14 protein-coding genes are annotated in these 18,146 nt (G+C 53.0%); 6 read left to right on the top strand and 8 right to left on the bottom strand.

The features are described 5' to 3' along the window. Nucleotides 1-29: 29 nt before the first annotated feature. The 7 genes from SPTER_RS20225 to SPTER_RS20195 all read right to left on the bottom strand — a co-directional run bounded on the left by SPTER_RS20225 (nucleotide 30) and on the right by SPTER_RS20195 (nucleotide 8,834). A complete protein-coding gene (locus SPTER_RS20225) occupies nucleotides 30-1,259 on the bottom strand; it encodes a nitrogenase component 1 (RefSeq protein WP_144352051.1) in 1,230 nt (409 codons plus the stop codon). Beyond that, nucleotides 1,240-2,439 carry a nitrogenase component 1 gene (locus SPTER_RS20220; protein ID WP_144352050.1) on the bottom strand — a complete coding sequence of 400 codons (1,200 nt, stop codon included), beginning with the start codon at nucleotides 2,437-2,439 and terminating at the stop codon, nucleotides 1,240-1,242. The genes SPTER_RS20225 and SPTER_RS20220 overlap by 20 nt, the downstream gene beginning before the upstream one ends. A 95-nt stretch (nucleotides 2,440-2,534) precedes the next feature. Then, nucleotides 2,535-3,290 carry a nucleotide-binding protein gene (locus SPTER_RS20215; protein WP_144352049.1) on the bottom strand — a complete coding sequence of 252 codons (756 nt, stop codon included), beginning with the start codon at nucleotides 3,288-3,290 and terminating at the stop codon, nucleotides 2,535-2,537. 110 nt (nucleotides 3,291-3,400) lie between these two features. Then, nucleotides 3,401-4,441: a FecCD family ABC transporter permease gene (locus SPTER_RS20210; RefSeq protein WP_246105373.1), complete on the bottom strand. Its 1,041-nt coding sequence runs from the start codon at nucleotides 4,439-4,441 to the stop codon at nucleotides 3,401-3,403. Further along, nucleotides 4,438-5,481: a FecCD family ABC transporter permease gene (locus tag SPTER_RS20205; protein ID WP_144352048.1), complete on the bottom strand. Its 1,044-nt coding sequence runs from the start codon at nucleotides 5,479-5,481 to the stop codon at nucleotides 4,438-4,440. Before SPTER_RS20205 ends, SPTER_RS20210 begins: the two co-directional genes overlap by 4 nt. Nucleotides 5,482-5,574: 93 nt before the next feature. After that, a complete protein-coding gene (locus SPTER_RS20200; RefSeq protein ID WP_144352047.1) occupies nucleotides 5,575-6,546 on the bottom strand; it encodes an ABC transporter substrate-binding protein in 972 nt (323 codons plus the stop codon). 20 nt (nucleotides 6,547-6,566) lie between these two features. Then, nucleotides 6,567-8,834 (bottom strand): TonB-dependent receptor, encoded by a 2,268-nt coding sequence (locus tag SPTER_RS20195; RefSeq protein WP_144352046.1) that lies wholly within the window; start codon nucleotides 8,832-8,834, stop codon nucleotides 6,567-6,569. A gap of 567 nt (nucleotides 8,835-9,401) precedes the next feature. Here SPTER_RS20195 and SPTER_RS20190 point away from each other — a divergent pair. Further along, nucleotides 9,402-10,241, top strand: a complete 840-nt coding sequence (locus SPTER_RS20190) for an AraC family transcriptional regulator (protein WP_144352045.1) — start codon at nucleotides 9,402-9,404, stop codon at nucleotides 10,239-10,241. A gap of 376 nt (nucleotides 10,242-10,617) precedes the next feature. Here the strand turns inward: SPTER_RS20190 and SPTER_RS20185 are convergent, their stop codons facing one another. Then, a complete protein-coding gene (locus tag SPTER_RS20185) occupies nucleotides 10,618-11,517 on the bottom strand; it encodes a LysR family transcriptional regulator (protein WP_144352044.1) in 900 nt (299 codons plus the stop codon). 523 nt (nucleotides 11,518-12,040) lie between these two features. On the opposite strand from SPTER_RS20185, the gene SPTER_RS20180 reads away from it, so the two are divergent. From SPTER_RS20180 to SPTER_RS20160, 5 genes are all read left to right on the top strand, one after another. Beyond that, nucleotides 12,041-14,092 carry a TonB-dependent receptor domain-containing protein gene (locus tag SPTER_RS20180; protein WP_211367341.1) on the top strand — a complete coding sequence of 684 codons (2,052 nt, stop codon included), beginning with the start codon at nucleotides 12,041-12,043 and terminating at the stop codon, nucleotides 14,090-14,092. A gap of 239 nt (nucleotides 14,093-14,331) precedes the next feature. After that, the gene (locus SPTER_RS20175; protein ID WP_281289464.1) at nucleotides 14,332-15,294 is read left to right on the top strand and encodes an ABC transporter permease; all 963 of its coding nucleotides are present in this window, start codon (nucleotides 14,332-14,334) and stop codon (nucleotides 15,292-15,294) included. Beyond that, the gene (locus SPTER_RS20170) at nucleotides 15,284-16,288 is read left to right on the top strand and encodes an iron chelate uptake ABC transporter family permease subunit (protein ID WP_144352043.1); all 1,005 of its coding nucleotides are present in this window, start codon (nucleotides 15,284-15,286) and stop codon (nucleotides 16,286-16,288) included. Before SPTER_RS20175 ends, SPTER_RS20170 begins: the two co-directional genes overlap by 11 nt. Continuing rightward, a complete protein-coding gene (locus SPTER_RS20165; protein ID WP_144352042.1) occupies nucleotides 16,285-17,043 on the top strand; it encodes an iron ABC transporter ATP-binding protein in 759 nt (252 codons plus the stop codon). Before SPTER_RS20170 ends, SPTER_RS20165 begins: the two co-directional genes overlap by 4 nt. Nucleotides 17,044-17,100: 57 nt before the next feature. Then, entirely contained in the window at nucleotides 17,101-18,048 is a 948-nt protein-coding gene (locus tag SPTER_RS20160) for a siderophore ABC transporter substrate-binding protein (RefSeq protein ID WP_144352041.1), read from the top strand. The last annotated feature ends 98 nt before the right edge of the window (nucleotides 18,049-18,146 follow it).

Genomic DNA, 18,146 nt, shown 5'->3' with positions numbered 1-18,146 from the left:
TCTGGAAATGTCTGCCAGGGCCCTTGTTCTCAATCCTCAATATCCTCGTTGATCCACAGATTCGCCAGATGTACAGCGCCGCGGAAACCCATCAAGGGCGGTTCATAAGGATGGAGGCGCCATTTTATGTCCGGGTTGGAAATTTGCAGCTCCGTATTGCGGCCCGCCCAGGCCAGCGCTTCGCCGCTGGCCATGAGATAGCCTTTTTTATGCTCTTGTACTGCCCGGGTCCATTCGTCCTCGGAAAAATAGGGGATGTCCCCGCTGGCCATCTCGGGGCAGTCGCACCAGCAGGTTCCTTTGGCCAGGGCAAGCTCGCCGCAGCCAAAAGCAAGAATGCCTTTGACCACATCCGCGTGTCCTCCCAAAGACAAGGCAGCTTCAGCGGGATGTGCTCTAACAATGTGCTGGAAGGACGGCATGACAGGCGCAAGCTGCTGCCGGGAGATTTCCCGCTGGGCCCGGAGAAAAGCGGAATCGGCCGTCAGACCGGCTATTTGGCCAATTTCCTCCAGCCACCGTCTGGTTCCGTCCAGGCCGTAGGGCCGCCCCAGCAGATAGGGCGTCCCGAAGCGCTGTTCTAAGTGTTGGGCAGCAGGTTCGCCCTCGCGCCGGATAACAAGATTAATATGGGCGCCGCCCATATGTTCAATTTCGGCAATGGACGTAGCCGAGGTCAGCACACACAATGGCTTGATGTTGAATGTACCCTCCAATATACGGACCAGCTCGATCGCGTCGGCCTGAAAGCGGAACAGATCAGCACAGGAGCCGATGATATTAAAGGTTGGCTGCGGCGTTCGTTTCACAGCCGCCGGCAGCGTTGTGGCCAGCAGCAGCAGCGCTGCCTGTACACCGCGGTGCTGCGTGACATTAAAGCCGCCGTACCCGAACGGCAGTAGGCGAACGCCGGGATATTCCGGCTGCAATTCTTCACAGAGAGCGGGAAGATCTGTCCCGATCACCGCGGGAATTGACGAGGGCAACAGGAAAATCACGCGCGGCTGATCGCGCTTTACCACATTGTCGATGGTATGGTTAAGCCTCTCAGTACTGCCAAGGGCGATATCCGTTTCGTCGATATGCGTGGAGTAGAGCTTGCAGGCGTCATGTACGCCTGCGCGTTTGAGCGTTACGCTGCTGTAGAGCATGTGTCCCATACAGCCAAATTCCACCAGGGCGGCATCGCGGATGGTGGCAAGTGTCCACAGAATACCCATGCGGCCCGAAGGCAGCGGCTTAAAGCGATGCAGACCCATGGGCAGGCCCTCCTTTCTTGGCTGCGTTCATTTTGTCCAATATGCTTACGATTCTTTTTAACAGGTGACTCGTCCGGCCATAGCCCACTTGTCCGTAAAAATCAAACAGATCCGGTACGCAGGGAATGGTTTTGTGGGTAGCCGGCAAATAACCAAAGTTTAAATCCGGCGCCAGCTTTTCCAAAACCGGCAAATCTGCTTGGGCATTCACCATCCGGCAGACCCAGGGATTATGGCCCATGGCGGTAAGCTCCCGGGCATAGTCCCTGTCCTCAGGATAATATTCCTCCAAATGCAAAAGCAGCGGCTCCATGCCCAGCCCGGTAAGATAGACGGCCAGCGGCAGGGGGATGTCAATTCGGGGACAGAATACATACCGGAGCCCTTTGAGCCTTTCCTGCGCCGCCTTCTGCCAGGCCAGGGCCTGCTGCCGTTCTTCTGCAAATGTATCGCCCCAGGCCAAGCCGAACCGTGCGGCCAGGGCCGTGTAGGCCTTGTCGATGCTTTCCACCGCATACAGCGTGTGCAGGGCGATAGCGGGCACGCCAAATTCCCGCTCCATCCTGGCGGCCAGCGGCTGCATAAAGGGAGAAACCACCAAATTCAGGGCGGCGTCCGGCGCGCTTTGGAAAGCCTGCAGGGAAGAGCCCGGCGCCAGGTAGCGCAGCTCCAGGCCGCGCCGCGTGAGCGCCGGCAGCAGGGACGGCAGGGGGATATGTTCTTCCGCCGGGGCGCGGCCCAGCACGTTGACACGGCTGGATTCTGTTGTTTTTGCCGCCATCAGCGTGCCCAGCGCCGCCATCATTTTCCACGAACCGGGAGGATAGCTGATGTTTTTGAACTGGCCCAGCAGCACGAAGGTGACGCGGGCGGACAATTCAGGCTGAACTTCATTGACAATTGCCTGGATGTCCTCGCCAATCAGTTCCGGCACGCAGGTGACAATCAGCAGAATGGCCTTGGCGCCGGCCTTGTCCATTTTTCTGAGGGCCGCGATCAGTCCGGCCCGGCAGCCGAATACCACCTCGTGCGCGTCCAGCACATACAGCCAATGCAGCTCGCCGTGCCGGCCTTCCGGCTCGGGGTTGAACAGCCGCGAGTGCGTGGCGCACTCCGGCATCCCCACCAGCAGCGAAGACAAATCCTTAATTTTTTCTACATTTACCGACGCGATGCGCATCGGGCAATGGCTGCCGGGGGCAACGGCGGGCGTCAGGAACTTGATGCCGGAGTTGGATTTTACCGCCGACAGGCGTTTTAAGTGGTTCAGCTTGTTTATGACGTTTCGCCTCCTTCCAGCAGCAGCCTGGCAAGTGCTCGGTAATGCGCCGCCATCGCGCAAGCCGGGAAAGCCTCCACCACGGTTTTCCCCTGCGCCTCGGCCTGCTGCACAAAAGGCTCGCGGGGCAGGCGGTACATGACCGGCGCTTGCAGCTCCGCCGCCGCCTTGTCCACCAGCTCATTTTCGTTTTCAATGTTCTTGGCGTTCAGGATCAGGCCCCGCAGCGAGGCGTAGCCGCGCTTGCCAAAACTCCTGACCGCGTGGGCAATATTGGCCGCTGCATAGAGGGCCATCATCTCACCGGAGGTGACAATGCACACCTCGTCGGCATAGCCGCCCCGAATGGGCATGGCGAAGCCGCCGCAGACCACGTCGCCCAGCACGTCGTACAGCACGATGTCCGGTTTGTAAATTTCGTAGGCGTCCAGCTCCGCCAGCTTTTCAAAAGCCGTAATGATGCCGCGCCCGGCACAGCCCACGCCGGGAACCGGGCCGCCTGACTCCACACACAAAACGCCGGTGCTGCTTTTGAACACCAGGTCGTCCAGCTCGGCGTCGCCCTTTTTCCGCAGGGTTTCCAGCACTGTGGGGATGTTTTTGCCGCCGGTCAGCGTGCGGCTGGAATCGGCCTTAGGGTCGCAGCCGATCTGCAGCACGGTCAGCCCCAGCGCCGCCATGGCTGCCGCTACGTTGGCTACGGTGGTTGATTTGCCGATACCGCCTTTGCCGTAAATTGCAATCTTTTTCATCTGGCACCTTCTTTCATGTAGGAACGTTCGATCAGCCACTATCAGGTTATCCCCGTAGGCGACGGACAAATTCTCTGTGGCAATGCTGTTCAGCTTGGATCATCCTTTCGTTAGCGGCTTTTCATCAAAAGATAGAGGAAATACGGCGCGCCAATAATCGCCACCATGATGCCGGTGGGAATTTCCGACGGCTGCAGAATAATCCGGGCTGCAGTATCTGCTGCCGAAACCAGTACCGCTCCTGTCAGCGCACAGGTGGGCAGCAATATCCGATGTCGCGGTCCTACCAGCCGCCGCGCCAGATGGGGTGCGATCAGGCCCACAAAGCTGATGCTGCCGCTGACCGCCACGCAGGCGGCGGCCAGCGCGACTGCAGCGGCAAGCAACCGGCGCCGTTCCCGTTCCACCGCCGCGCCCAGGCTGTGGGCCACATCGTCCCCCAGATTCAGCACATCCAGCACGCGGGCCTTGAACAACACATAGGGAATCAGGAGCAGCAGCCAAGGCAGCAGGGCCAGCACGAATTTCCAGTTGCTGGCCCAAATGCTGCCTGCCTGCCAGGTTGCTACAAAGTCAAACTGGGTGTCAGCCAGCTTGACTACCAGCACGGTGGTCAGGGACGAAATGCCGGCCTGCACCGCCACCCCGGTTAAAATCAGGCGCAGGGGCGCTACGCCTTCTTCTTTCTTGAAGGCCAGCGCATAGATGATCACCGCCGTTACGCCGGCGCCAAACAGGGCCAGAAACGGCAGCGTGAATACCGACAGAAAGGATTGCGTCCCGAAGAACAGCACATACAGGATGACCATCAGGCCCGCGCCGGCGTTAATGCCGAGCAGGCCGGGGTCGGCCAGCGCATTTTTGGCGACGCCCTGGATGATGCAGCCGGACAGCGCCAGTCCGGCCCCGACCAGGATGGAAACCACAATACGGGGCAGCCGGAAATCGAACAGAATAAGGTTTTCCCTGGCCGTACCGCCGCCGAACAGAGTGCGCAGCGTATCCAGCGGCGCCAGGTTCGTGTAGCCGGTGTTCATGCTGATGATAAAGGAAAGCAGGAGCAGCACCGAGCAGCCGGCAATAACGGCCGTGTGGCGCACAGCAATTTTTCTTGTGTAGGTTTGGTTTGTTTGCGGCTGGTTTGTCATCATAGTCCCATCCTTTGCTGGCGGGCCAGATATAAAAAGCAAGGAACGCCGATCAGCCCGATCAGTGCGCCGATAGGGGTTTCAAAAGGCGGATTGAGCGTCCGGGCCCCCAAATCGGCCAGCACCAGGAGCAGTGCGCCCAACACCGCCGAGGACGGGATAACCCAGCGGTAATCCACGCCCACAAAATACCGCGCCAGATGCGGGATGATAAGGCCGACAAAGCCCACAGCGCCCACAACGGAAACGGAAGCGCCCGCCAGTATCAGCACGATCAGGAAGCACAGCCCATTGCCCACCGCCGTATTCAGCCCCAAGCCTTTGGCCACATCCTGGCCAAGACTCAGCAGGGAGACGGAGCGGGCCAGGGCGATGGACCCCAGGAGTGCACCAAGTATCCACGGCGCCATGATTCTGATTTGCTCCCAGCTGGCAGCGGCTACGCCGCCGGTTGTCCAGAACATTATGTCCTGCGCAACATCGAAGTACAGGGCGATACCCTGACTAAGCGCCGCCAGCAGGGCACTGACCGCGGCCCCTGCCAATACCAGGCGCATGGGGGTAGCGCCGCCGCGGCGCAGGGAAGCGATGCCGCCGACCAGGGCCGCGCCTAAGGCCGCGCCCAGAAAGGAGAACAGAATGAGCTGCATATAGCCCAGACGCGGAAAGAAGGCAAAGCAGATGGACAGGGCAAAACCGGCACCGGCGTTCAGCCCCATCAGCCCGGAATCGGCCAGGGGATTCCGGGTCGTGCCCTGCATAACGGCTCCGGCTACGGCCAAGGCAGCGCCAACTAAGGCGCTGGCAATAACCCGGGGCAGGCGGAGGTCAAGAACAATTAAGTGCTGGGTATTCTTCGCATCAAAGCGAACCAGGGCGTCCCCTACGGCGAAGAACGGAATTGCCGCCGCGCCCCTGGTGATGGAAAACATCATGAGCAGGACCAGCAGCCCCGACCCCGCTACGATAATGAGCCACGCTGCCCACGGGCGGCCTTTTTTATTTATTTGAGCCGTCGGTGCCGGTTTGGTTGTCTGTTTCATGCCGGATATTTGCCTCTTTTCCTCAATGATAAAGCGTTTTTAACGAGAAAAAACAGGCACAGGCTATTTAAACAGTCTGTGTCCGTTTTTTAACTATTCCTCCGAAAATATCTGTGCCAGTTTGTCAGCCGCAGCCCGCATGGCCAGAGGCCCAAAGGTATTGAGAGAATCGTCAAAATAGATAATCTGTCTATTTTTCACTGCCGCTAATGACTGCCATACAGCGGAGGCTGCCTGCGCTTGCACAAAGGTCTGCGCAGTTTGCGTGGAATCCTGAAAAACAATATAATCGGGATTCATCTCAGCGACTGCCTCCAGGGATAAGGTTTGATAATCATCCGGATAGCCCGGGGGCTTAGCAATGCCGAAAGTTTCGTAATATTCCTTAGTGCCGCGGGAGATAAATGATTTTCCATCGGTGCGGAACAGGGCAATCGTTTTGTTGTTGTGTTTGCTCAACTTATCTTTGGTGGTAGCAATGATTGTCTCAGTTTCTTTAATGAAATCCCGGGCCAAGGCTTCTTTGCCGACAATTTCAGCGCAGGCTGAGGTCTGGTCCTGCCAGGAAGCGTTAAAATCAACTTGAATGACAGGCGCAATCTGCACCAGCTGGTCATAAATTTCAGCTAAATGACCTTGCCCTTTAAAAGTGACGATGACATCCGGGTTTGCTGCTAAAATTGCCTCTAAGTTCAACTCGCGGGCACTGCCTAAGTCTATAATGTCGGCTGTTCCCGCATAGGGTTTAAGCGTCTCCCATTCCGCCAACGCCTTCATGGCATTTCCCTTCGAGGCGCCCATAGACGCAACCGGCGGTGTTCCCAGGGCAAAGAAGTATTCCAGATACAAGGAATGAAGAATCGCTATTCTTTGCGGCGGCTCTTTTAAAACAACTTTATTGCCGGCGGCGTCTGTAATCGTCCGCGGCCACGCGGCTTGCATCGCCTTATTCCCGCTTGTTGCCGCCGGCGTGTTTGCACTGTTTTGCGCAGGAATTCCGGTACAGCCGGCCAACAGGCCTGTCAACAGCGCAAGTGAGACGATCAGTCCCAGTAGTCTTTTCATGCTGTTCCTCCAATGATCATTTAGAGCTGCATGGTCGCCGACAGCTTAACGGTACGGGGACCGCCTAATGTGGCAAAGCCCTCCATGCTGAAAGCACCTGCCCAATATTGTTTGTCAAACAGGTTTTCCACACTGAGCCGGTAGGTGACCGGGAGGCTATTGATCTCGGTTTTATAGCGCGCGCCGAGGTCATAGCGCACCCAGCTCGGTAGTTTGATGGTGTTGGCATTGTTAATATACTGGGAGTCGGTGTACACGGCCCGCAGCGACAGCGTCAGGTCCTTAGTCCACGGCGTATCCCACTCGACGCCGGCGTTCATCGTCCATTTGGGTATGCCAAACGGGGTGTTGCCTTTCGTTGCGGCTTCGGTTGCACTAGTTATTTCCCCCCGCAGATAACTGATGCCTCCCCAAAGGCGTACATTTTCGGCGATTTCGCCAAAGGTGTTCCATTCCACGCCGCGGCTTTCCTGTTCGCCGTCATAGGTCTGGGTTTTTTCATTGAGGCTGTTAGTAACAACCATTGTGTTGGGCCGGCTGATTTGAAACAAAGACAGCGTATTAGCGAATTTGCCTCTGTCCCATTTGACGCCGATTTCTTTTTGTTTGCTGGTATAGGGCGCCATTAGCTGACCGGAATTCGTATAGCCCAAGGTGGCGCCGACCTCGGCGCCGGGGGAAAGCGCTTCAATGTAGTTGCCATAGAGTGCAACCGAGTTGCCCCAGGGCTTGATTACAAAGCCGACCAGCGGCAGCGTTTTATCGGCGTCATGCCCGGCGGTCCGGACGCCGGTGACTGCATTGAAATTCCTGGTTTTGACGCTTTGCCGGCGTACGCCTAGGGTGAGCTGCACTTTTTCCGCCTGGAAGGAAAGGGTATCGGCCAGCAGATAACTGGACAGGTCCGACGTAGCCGTCTTCCCGCCCTGGCCTGTCCAGGCAACACTGTCAAATAAATCGGCGAAGGAGAAGGAGTCATCATAAATACTGATGGGGTAATCGCTCATATAAGGTGTGGTAACATAACGATTGAACGTGCTGGAATACTCGTTATCAAGAACGCTGGAACTCAAGACTAACTGATGCTTGACCGAACCGGTCTGATAAGCGCCGCGCAGTCCCAGTTCGGCTGAAGTGGCGTCGTTCCAAAAGTTTTGTTTAAAGAGATTGCGGGGATAGGCCGTTCCGTCGGCTTGAACAAGTAAAATATGATTGCCGTTGATGAAGCCGGTGGCCCTGGAGGCGGCTTGGCCGAAGCCGAAGTAGGTGGTTAGGTTGTCCTGCAGGTCATATTCGCCTTTAAACAGAATCCCGTTATTCCGGGTCTCACCCGAGGTGCCTTTAAGCAGATTAGTCGAACCGTGAGGCGCTTTAATATTATTGCTTTGCAACTGATACATGGAGATGAGGCCGTTTTCATAATAATCCTGGGAGCCGTAAGCATCCAGGGACAGGCGCCAGCGGTCGCGGCGGTAATCCACGCCCAGAGCGCCCAGCAGCCGTTCCCGGGACTGCCCGTCAGTTTCGGTGTCACCATCTGCGTAGAGGCCGTTGAAACGGACGCCCCATTCCTTGTTTTTGCCGAAGCGCCGGCCAAGGTCGAGATGTCCGCCCAAGTGGGACGAAGTGGTATAATTTGTCGTGAAGCTGGTGACGTCCTCGGCGCCGGCGCGTTTGGACACCAGGTTGATCGCACCGCCCACCGAGGCGTTCACGCCGCCGTAGAGCAGGGAACCGGGCCCTTTGAGCACTTCCACCCGTTCAAGAAATTCAACGGGAACCCGATAGTGCGGCGCCAAACCCTGCATGTTGTTAAAATAAAGATGATCATGCGCGATATCCAGGCCGCGGATTTTGTAATATTCAGCGGCCTGGCCGGTGGGAGTGGTGAAGCGGACAGACGAATCGTTGATGAGCACGTCGTACAGCGTGTTGGCCTGCTGGTCTTTGATGGTCTGGGCGGTGTAGCTGGTGACGTTAAAGGGCGTGTCCATAAAATCCCTGTTGCCCAATACGCCGAGATTGGCGCCGCGGGCCACCTGCCCGCCGGCGTAGGCCGGTGAAAGTGTTTGCCGGCTGGCGGTCACTTCAATCCCTGCCAGAGTAAATTCACGCTGCTTGGCCGTTGGTTTAGCAGCAGCGGCCGCCTGGGTATCGGTCTGGCCGGTCGTGGGAACCATTGCCGGCGTATCTTCGGCAGCGGCAATGGCCGGCGTGGGCCAGAACAGGCTGCTGCCGACCAGGGCGTAAAGCAGGCTTTTTCTGGCCGGGGACAATTTTTTCTTCATGCTGTCAACTCCTTTACTGGTGGAAATATGTTGTCTGCCTAGCTGCTTCAGCCACAGGGCCGTCAGGTGAGCCGCAAAACCCTACGCGAAAAAAGAAAATAGCAATACTTTTTATAATAATGCTTTTTTTGAATCGTGATAATGAGTATCAATATCAAAAACCAGTACTTATAGAATACCAAAAAAAAAAGTTGCCGTGAATGGAGATATTCCCAGGAAAACGTTTAATTAAATGGCGATATTCCCTGTAAAAAGTTTGAGTAAATGGAGATATTGCCAAAACAGCCGGAATTGTCCCCAAAAGATGACTGCGTACGGGTGGTTTTCCCTGAATAGGCCAGAACAGTTGCTGAAAGGTTTGACAGCGGCTACTAAAATTACTATAGTTATAATAAATGATAATTAATATCATTCATTATTAGGCAACTAATATTTATAAAAAGCAGTATACGACGTTGTTTTATCGCCTATGAACAATGATTTGACTTATAAGCGCGCCAGGCCGGCGGCTTTCAGCAAAGCCTGGACTTTATTGCGCAGCGCCAAGGTGAGCGGGGAGGGCTGAAAATGCACGTGGATATCGATCAACTGGCGGGAAACTTTTCCCGAATCAAATTTGAAATCATTGATGTGGTCAAGGTAGTTGTGCCGCCGGGAAAAAAGTGTTTCGGCGTTTTCACGCCGCCGGCCTCGGGTTTGATTTTCCCCCTCAGGGGACGGGCCAGAATGTTTTTTGACGGTGTGCCGTACGAGATGGAGCCGGGAAAAATTTTTCACGGCGGTCCGAATATCGCTCTGGACAAAGAGGTTGTGGGCGGCGCTGAATGGAATTATATGGTCGTCCATTATCAGGTTGACGACAGTGCCCAAAACCAGTTTCCTCAGGCATTTTCCCATTATCAGCTAGATGCGGGCTACAGTACGCGCATCAATGATTTGCTGTACCGTCTGTATAACGTCTGCATTACGCCGGGCAATCTGTCGGCGTTGCAGGCCCAGTCGCTGTTTTTCCGCATTCTCGATGAAATCTTAACCTGTGCCGGCCGCCGTCACCGCGAACGGGGCCGGGAACTGGTGGAGCAGGCCGTGGAATATATGAAGAATCATTACATGGAACCGCTTACAGTGGCCAAAGTGGCCAGCCAGTATGGCTTAAACAGCAAACAGTTCGCCTATTTGTTTCAAAAGCATACCGGTATGGCGCCGCTGGAATTTTTGATTGAGCACCGGCTGCGCCGCGCCCGGGAGCTATTGTACACCACAGCCTGCTCAATCGCGGATATTTCGGCCAGTGTAGGTTACTCCGACCCCTATTATTTCAGTAAGTTATTTAAAAAGCGTACAGGCTTTTGCCCCAGTACACTGCGTCCGGCCACCTGCCGCCTAATGAGCTTATGGCGTCCTTAACCGGCAGCGGTTGCTGCTACGGAGCGTAAAAGCAGGGCCGGAGCAGCGAAAAAATTGAAAAGCCGTCTGGAACATTCGTTTCCAGACGGCTTTGTTTGCTTTCTGTTAATTTGATAAAGAACCGCTTTTGTCCAGGGGCCGCCAGCCAGGGGATAAATAGGAAGAAAAATTTTGCCCGGTCAATGTATCGGCAATACCAGTGCGGAAAAGGCAAAGGGCTGTCACGCCAGAGAGTCGGCAAGACAACGAAGACGGCAACTCGGCACTTCATCAAGAGCCGGGAGCCGTCTTTTATGTACGCCCAGGCGCGGGCGAGGAAACTAAATGCCGGCTGCAGCGCGCCCTGGGGGTTGGAGGTTGGAATGCGTGCTGGAATTTACAATTTGGCCGGCTTATTCTTGGCAGTGATATGCTGAATGATATATTCGCGAAAATGAATTGCCGCTTTGGAAAAATAGCGTTTTTCCCGCCAGGCAAGATAAAGAAAGCTTTTGTAATCAAAATCCTCGACTTTTATTAAAACAAACGGTATATTGGGTTTTTTCCTGTTCGGTGACGGGAAAAAGGCAATGCCAAACCCGGCAGCTACTAAGTTAATAAGTCCCTGCGAGGTATCACAGGTACAGACAACATTCGGGTTAAACCCTTTTTTTCGGCACAGGGCATGGCAAGCTTCCTGGATACTATGATCTGCCTTTATGGTAACAAAAGGTTCTCCGGACAATTCCTGGAGAGAAACGGTACAACGATCTGCCAAACGGTGGAAGGGAGACACAGCCAGAAAAATGTCTTTTCCCACCAAGGGAACGCAAACTATGCCTGGCTGCTCGAGTTTCTTAATAACAAAGGTAAAGTCAACCTCCTCGTTTTCCAGTAACCTCAATTTGGCATTCTCATCTGTTGTCTGCGTAAGATGAAAATTTACTTTGGGATAAAGTTGCGCAAAGGAAGCTAAAAGGCCGCAAAATCTTTTGCTCATAAAGGTAGACGCAACAGATACATAACCCAATTCACTGCCGGACAGATCGGCAATCTCCTGGCGCCCGGCCTCAAGTTCATTCAGTGAGCGGGTCACCCGCTGTAAAAAAACCTGTCCGTATTCATTCAACACAATATTCCGCCCGGTGCGGTTGAATAAAGGAACGCCTATATCTTCTTCCAGCCGGGCGATTGTCACACTCAGCGCCGGCTGGGCAATTTGCAGGGCCTGTGCCGCCTTTGTCATATGTTCAAGCTTGGCCACTGTCTGAAAATATTTCAACTGCAATAAATCCATGCGCTTCTCCTTCTTGATTGATATGCAATTTATTATAATACCATTATAAAATATGTACTATTATTTATCAAATCTTTGCTTTATAATTAATTAAGTAATTTGATATTGATAATCATTATCAAATTGCTTGTATAGGACAAACAGAGTAATTAAAACTGCATTGGCTAATAGCGCCTTCGGATTCCATTGTTTATCTAAAATACAGAATGTCTTAATTTTTTTATAAAGGGGAGTCAGTCGGCTCGCAATTAGGTCAGCAGAAAAAAGGGGGTGGGAGCGCAGCACACCTGAAATAGCCGGTTAAAGCTTAACTGCTCTCATATGAGCCTGAGTCGCCAGCCGCATAACCAGAAGCCGGGGGCAACATGGAAACCACGGCATAGGGCGGAAAGCCGGGAAGAGGCTGGACGGAATGGGTTCGGTGGGAGTGAAGAATCGGACCGGGTATTTACAGTGTAAAAACACACATGTCTTGTGGGAGATTTGTTGAAGGTAAGGTTTATTTTTACTGGAGGGGAAAGTATTGGAATTTGGTAACAAAAGGAATAAAGGCAAGATCGGGCTTTTGGCTCTCGGTCTTGGCGTCGCAATGAGTTTGTCGGCTTACGCCGCTGAGGACGAGCTTATTTATCAGTTCGATGAAGTGGTGGTAACTGCCGCCGGCTTCGAACAGAGTATTGTCGATGCGCCGGCCAGTATTACTGTCATTACAAAAGAGGAAATCAACCGGCGCGGCTATACCAATCTCGCCGATATCCTATCCGATGTGGAAGGCGTTGACGTGCGTGGTTCCACCGGCAGACTGGGCGTATCGAATATCAGCATCCGCGGTATGAGCAGCGATCATACGCTGATTATGGTAGACGGCATTCCGCAAAATGGGTCTGGAACAAAGGATATCGGGCCTAACGGCTTTCATAGTTCTGTTGGCACCTTCGTGCCGCCCCTGGCGGCGATCGAACGTGTTGAAGTCATCCGCGGCCCGATGTCGACCTTGTACGGCTCCGATGCATTAGGCGGTGTAGTGAATATCATTACCAAAAAGGTAAGTGATGAATGGCATCATAACCTGACGTTGGATTACACCTTCTTCGATGATTCGGACCGGGGCAGCGTCTCCCGTTATTCTTTCTATTCGAGCGGTCCTCTGACCGAAGATAAAGTGGGACTGGCCTTGCGTGGTAACTTTCTCCGGCGGGCAGGCTCGATTAGTAAGAATGAACAGGGCAATGAGATGAGCGGCAGAGGCGCGAATGCAAATCCTGCGCCATTAAGAAACTACAGTCTGGGCGGCAAAGTGACATGGAAACAGGATGACAGCAACAGTCTTTGGCTGGACGTGGATACGGCTACCAGCGATTTTTCCGCGCCTTATGACGGTTCGAGTGCGGCAATGCGCTTTGAACGCGACAAGCTGACAATAGGCAGTGATAATAAGGTTGCCTATGGCGACTGGCGTACAACCCTGACCTATAACTCCACTGAAACAATAGGCTATGCTGACCGCAAGCTAAAGAACGACAACCTTATTTTTGATACCAAACTGGTTGCGCCGGTCAACGACGCTCATACGCTGACTGTTGGTGGCCGGTACTGGGATTCGCAACTGGAAGATGGCGTATTGACCAATAACGGCTTTGGCAAGCTTAGCATTAAAAGTACCTCACTTTTTGCGGAAGACGAATGGCAGCTGCAGGATGATCTGGCGCTGACCTATGGCGCGCGTTATGATCATTATGATACTTACGGCGGACATACCAGTCCGCGGGGCTACCTGGTCTGGAAGGCCTCTGACAAGTGGACGCTGAAAGGCGGTGTCAGCACCGGTTTTAAAGCGCCCAGCCTGGCACAGTCGACGGACGGTGTCACCGGCTATACCGGCGGGATAGGTAATCAAAATCCGACGCTTGTTTACGGCAACCCCGACCTCAAGCCGGAGCAAAGCGTGAATAAGGAACTGGGTTTTTACTACCAGGACCATACCGGCTTCAGCGCAAATGCCACACTGTTCCACACCGATTATAAAAATAAAATTGATTCCCTGGATCTTGGCGATAATGCCCAGACCTTCATTAATACGATCAAAGGCAAGGCCAATGGGCTTGAACTCGGCAGCAAGATTCCGCTGGCTGCAGACCTGGCGCTGAACCTGAACTATACTTACACGACGACCGAACAGATTGGCGGCAACGATGACGGCGCGCCGCTCAGCAGTATCCCGAAACACGCGGTCAACGCCCGTCTGAACTGGCAGGCCGACGAGAAAACCAACGCTTGGCTGAGAGCGGAACATCGCAGCAAGATGAACCGTTACACCACCAAGCTTACCACCGCTGCCCAACAGGAGCTTGAGTACTATAAAGCCTACACCGTGCTTGACCTGGGCGTAGCTCGTAAGCTGTCTGAGAATACCACACTGAATTTTGCGGTAAATAACCTGTTGGATAAAGATTTCAGCAAAGGCCGCTATGTAAACGGCACGTTTTATTATGACTATTTTTCCGCCGGCAGATCAACGGGCGGCACCTACCTGGCGGGGCGGAACTACTGGGTATCCATGAACTACAATTTCTAATTGTCCAAGCTTCCCTGGCAATGCAGATGAGGATTCCGAGCCTGCATTGCTGTTTTGCCGGCTGGCCTTTGTCATTCCGGCTCCTGATGCTGCAGAATAAAAAATTATCCTGCAGCTCAGGCGCATTTTGGAGGTGGGTCAATGCGGCTGTGTCGCTGTTTGCCGTAACCGGTGCAAATTTGTTTAGGTGTTGGCTCCGGCTAACCCGGAAGTGAGAAGGGATAGGGTATTGGAAAGCTATGAACAAGCATTTTTATATGACAAGGCCATTTATGGTTTTGCTGCTGGTCTTATTGTCGGCCCTGTCCATCCTGATCGGGGCTAAGAATATAGATTTGCTGCAGCTTAGCAGCAGGGATGTATATGTCATACTGATCAGCCGGGTGCCGAGGCTGATCAGTATTATTGTCGTGGGGATCAGTCTCGGCATTACGGGACTGATTATGCAGACGGTTACCAAGAACAAATTTGTTTCCCCCACCACCGCAGGGACTGTCCAGTGGACCCGTCTGGGAATCCTGGTTGCCATTTTATTTTTTGGCAGCGAAACCCACTTTACGAAGATGGCGGTAGCGTTTGCCTTTTCTTTGGCCGGTTCCTTCTTATTTATCGGTCTGTTGGCCAGGATTAAGGTGAAAAATGCCATTCTCATTCCCCTTATCGGGCTGATGCTGGGGAGCGTGGTCTCGGCGATTTCCACCTATTTTGCCTATCAATATGATTTAGTGCAGAATATGACCTCCTGGCTGCAAGGGGATTTCTCCCTGATTATCATGGGGCGGTACGAGCTGCTGTATGTCGGCATTCCCTTTTTAATTATCGGCTATCTCTTTGCCGACAAGTTCACTATTGCCGGCATGGGCGGGGATTTTTCCCGGAATCTCGGCCTTAAGTACGAACAGGTCGTTGCCGTCGGTCTTGTTATTGTGTCGATGATTATTTCTGTTGTCACAGTGACCGTTGGGGCCCTGCCGTTTCTTGACCTGATTGTACCGAATATCGTCAGCATGGCCAAAGGGGATAATCTGAAAAACAGCCTGCTGGATACTGCGCTTATTGGCGCGAATTTTGTCTTGATTTGTGATATCTTGGGCAGAGTGTTGCTGTTTCCCTATGAGATTCCGATTGGCATGATTGTGAGCGTTATCGGCAGCGCCATTTTCCTGTGGATGATTTTAAGGAGGAGCAATCATGCGGTTTAACATTTTTTGTACAGCCGCCGGCAGGTTGCGGGTGTCTGCGGACAAACGGGCGCAGACGATCCTGCTGCTGCTGGCGTTCCTTGCTGCCGCCGCGGTGGGCCTGTTCCTGCTTCAGGGATTAAGTGCGGAGAACGCTGCCTTTAATCTTCCCCGCCGTGTCAAGGCCATTGCCGCTATGGTACTGATCGCAATATGCACCGGCTATTCATCGGTGGTATTTCAAACCATCACGGAAAACCGCATTTTAACGCCCAGCGTTATGGGGCTTGATTCGCTGTATCTGTTCATTCAATCGCTGGTAGTCTTTTTGTTTGGCGCCCATCAGCTTACCACGATGGACGGTACGCTCCATTTCCTGCTGTCCGCCGGCGCTATGATGTTTGCCTCGGGCATTCTTTATCAGTTTATTTTTGATGGCGAAAATCGCAATGTGTATGTCTTGGTTTTGATTGGGATCATCATGGGGATTTTTTTCAGCGGCATTGCCTCCTTTCTGCAAATGCTGATCGACCCTAATGAGTTTTTGGTTTTACAGGATGCCATGTTTGCGAGCTTCAAAATCATCAATGAAGAGTTGCTGTTGATTTCTGCTGTCATCACTGCGGCTGTCTTTGTGTTTTCCCGGCGCGATTGGCCGCGTTTTGACGTATTGGGGCTTGGTAGGGACACTGCGATTAGCCTGGGTGTCAACTATAACAGCCTGGTGCGGCGTACCCTGCTGCTGATAGCCGTAATGGTGTCGGTATCTACCGCGCTGGTCGGTCCCATTACTTTTTTAGGAATTCTGTTAGTCAGTTTAGCCAGAGAGCTGCTTAAAACGTTCCGGCACCGGGACCTGATTCTGGGTGCTGTTTTGATTGGCGTGATTGCTCTGGCTTTGGGACAGTTTGTTGTAGAACGAATATTACAGACAGTAACTACGATTGGTGTCATCTTAAATTTTGTCGGAGGGACATGCTTTATCGTTCTGTTATTGAGGGAGAGCAAGCGATGATTGAGATTAAAAACGCATTGAAAAAGTATGGCAGCAAAACTGTGGTCGACCGGGTTTCGGTAACGCTGGAAGAAGGAAAACTCACTGCTTTTATCGGCAGTAACGGGGCGGGGAAAAGCACCTTAATCTCCATGGCCAGCCGTCTGCTGAAAATGAACGGGGGAAAAATTTATATTGACGGTACTGAAATGCAGCAGTGGAGCCATGAGCAGCTGGCCCGGCAAATTTCTATCCTGCGCCAGTCCAATCACCTGAGCTTGCGGCTGACCATCCGGGAACTGGTAAGCTTTGGCCGGTATCCTTATTCCCAGGGCAAGCTGACCGATGAGGATTATGTAAAAATCAACCAGGCCCTTGATTATATGGGCATTGCGTCTATTCAGGACAGCTTTCTGGATGAACTGAGCGGTGGGCAGCGGCAAATGGCTTATATCGCCATGGTGATTGCCCAGGACACCAAATACATCTTTCTGGATGAACCGCTCAACAATCTGGATATGAAGCACTCTGTTAAAATCATGAAAATATTACGTAAACTGGTTGACGAGAAGGATAAAACAGTTGTTATCGTCATTCACGACATCAATTTTGTTTCCTGCTATGCAGATAATATTGTGGCGCTTAAGAACGGCCGGCTGGTTAAAAGCGGGCCAACCGCCCATATCATCAATTCCGAAGTGCTGGCGGAAATTTATGATATGCATATCGACATCAGTCGGATAAGGGGCAACAGTATCTGCATCTATTATACCTGATGATTTTTCCCATCTATTAAAGGATGGAAAAATATAAAACACTATAAGGAGGCTTTTATGAAAAAACAATTAACTTCTTTGCTGGCTGCGGTTATGCTGGCCATGGTGCTGGCCGGCTGCGGGTCATCCGTCTCCGCTCCGCAAGCGACACCTGCCGTGCCTACCATTAAAGTAACACATATTCTGGGCGAGTCGGAGGTTCCCCTCAACCCGCAGCGGGTTGTTCTGTTCGATTTTAGTGCGCTTGATACGATTGATGCCCTGGGGGCGGCGCCGGCGCTCGCTTTGCCGAAGACCAATATTCCGCCTTTCCTTGCCAAGTATAAGGGCGATGCCTATGCCGATGCGGGGGATTTTTTTGCCAAGGATTTGGAAAAAATCAATGATTTCAGGCCGGATTTGATTATTCTGGGCGGCCGCCAGCAAAAGGTTTATGATGAGATGAAAAAAATTGCGCCCACAATTGTTATGGGCAGTATTGACAGCGCCAAATATATGGAGGATCTCTCCCGGAACAATCTGATGCTCGGTGAGATTTTCGGCAAAAAGGCGGAAGCACAGGCTGCTTTGGATAAAATCAGCGCCAGGATTAAAGAGGTCAGGGCGGTAGGCGAGAAGACCGACAGCAAGGCGCTGATTGTCCTGACCAATGACGGCAATATCAGCGCCTTCGGGGCCGGTTCCCGTTTTGGGCTGATTCATAACGTTTTGGGCCTTAAACCTGTCGACCCTGCGCTTAATGTCGGCCTGCATGGGGCGAAGATCGGTTTCGAGTATTTTGAAGAAAAGAATCCGGATATGATCTTTGTTGTCGACAGGACCGTTATTGTCGGCGGATCGCACAAAGCCGCCAGCACCCTCGATAATGCCTTGGTGCAGGCAACCAAAGCGGCCAGGAACGGCAAGATTATTTTTCTTGACCCGACTACCTGGTATGCGACCGGCAACGGGCTGCAATCTTCTGCCATGATGATAGAGGAAATTGCTGCGGTGCTGGGCATGTAAATGTATTGATGGCCACTTCCACCAGTGCGGTTTTGTCACGCGCCAGGGGCGATGCGGAACCGGCTAAGCCTGCGCGGGGCGCAGTTGAAAATATCGGG

This window comes from Sporomusa termitida (assembly GCF_007641255.1).
In the GTDB taxonomy this organism is placed as follows: domain Bacteria; phylum Bacillota; class Negativicutes; order Sporomusales; family Sporomusaceae; genus Sporomusa; species Sporomusa termitida.
This window is presented reverse-complemented; position numbering and strand designations above follow the sequence as displayed.